This window comes from Paraburkholderia sediminicola (assembly GCF_046026895.1).
In the GTDB taxonomy this organism is placed as follows: domain Bacteria; phylum Pseudomonadota; class Gammaproteobacteria; order Burkholderiales; family Burkholderiaceae; genus Paraburkholderia; species Paraburkholderia sediminicola_C.
Genome location: NZ_JAQQEU010000279.1, coordinates 1 through 550, shown reverse-complemented (window position 1 = coordinate 550; position 550 = coordinate 1). Strand labels below are relative to the sequence as shown.

Genomic DNA, 550 nt, shown 5'->3' with positions numbered 1-550 from the left:
GCCACTGCTTGCCCAGAACCCTGTCTCGGGCAATCTGTTCGTGTTCGTCGGGCGCGACCGCTCGAAAGTCAAATGCCTATACTGGGATCGCACCGGTTTCGCGCTCTGGTACAAGCGCCTTGAACGGGGCCGCTTTCCATCACCGTTGGCGCTCGCGCAACGCGGCTTCACGCTCGCCGAACTCAACGCCTGGCTCGAAGGCATTGAGATCCCGGCACGCGAGCCGCATCACGCCGTCGCGGTGACGCGCGTGAGCTGAACTCGCTGTCGCCTGCGCAGATACAACGCTCCCCGATCTTGTAAACGTAGCGCGAGTTGGGCATCATGATAGCCATGCCGCCCACCGCTATCACTGTCGCGGAATTGCCGGTCGAGCCCGACGCGCTGCAAGCCTTCGCGCTCGAACAGAACCGGCTGGCATGCGTGCTGTGGGAGCAGCTGGAAGCGCTGCAGCAACAGATTGCCCAGGCGAACCGCGCGCGCTTCGGCGTCAGTTCCGAGCGGCTGGCGGGTCAGGCGGAACTGTTCGACGCCGCCACGGAGTTGCCCA

General features: G+C 64.5%; 2 protein-coding genes. Both read left to right on the top strand.

Annotated elements, in window-relative coordinates:
* The coding region (gene tnpB, locus PQR02_RS40750) for an IS66 family insertion sequence element accessory protein TnpB (RefSeq protein WP_408243441.1) at positions 1-259 on the top strand (259 nt) is incomplete at its 5' end.
* 74 nt (positions 260-333) lie between these two features.
* On the top strand, positions 334-550 hold a 217-nt coding region (locus tag PQR02_RS40745), incomplete at its 3' end, for an IS66 family transposase (protein ID WP_408243440.1).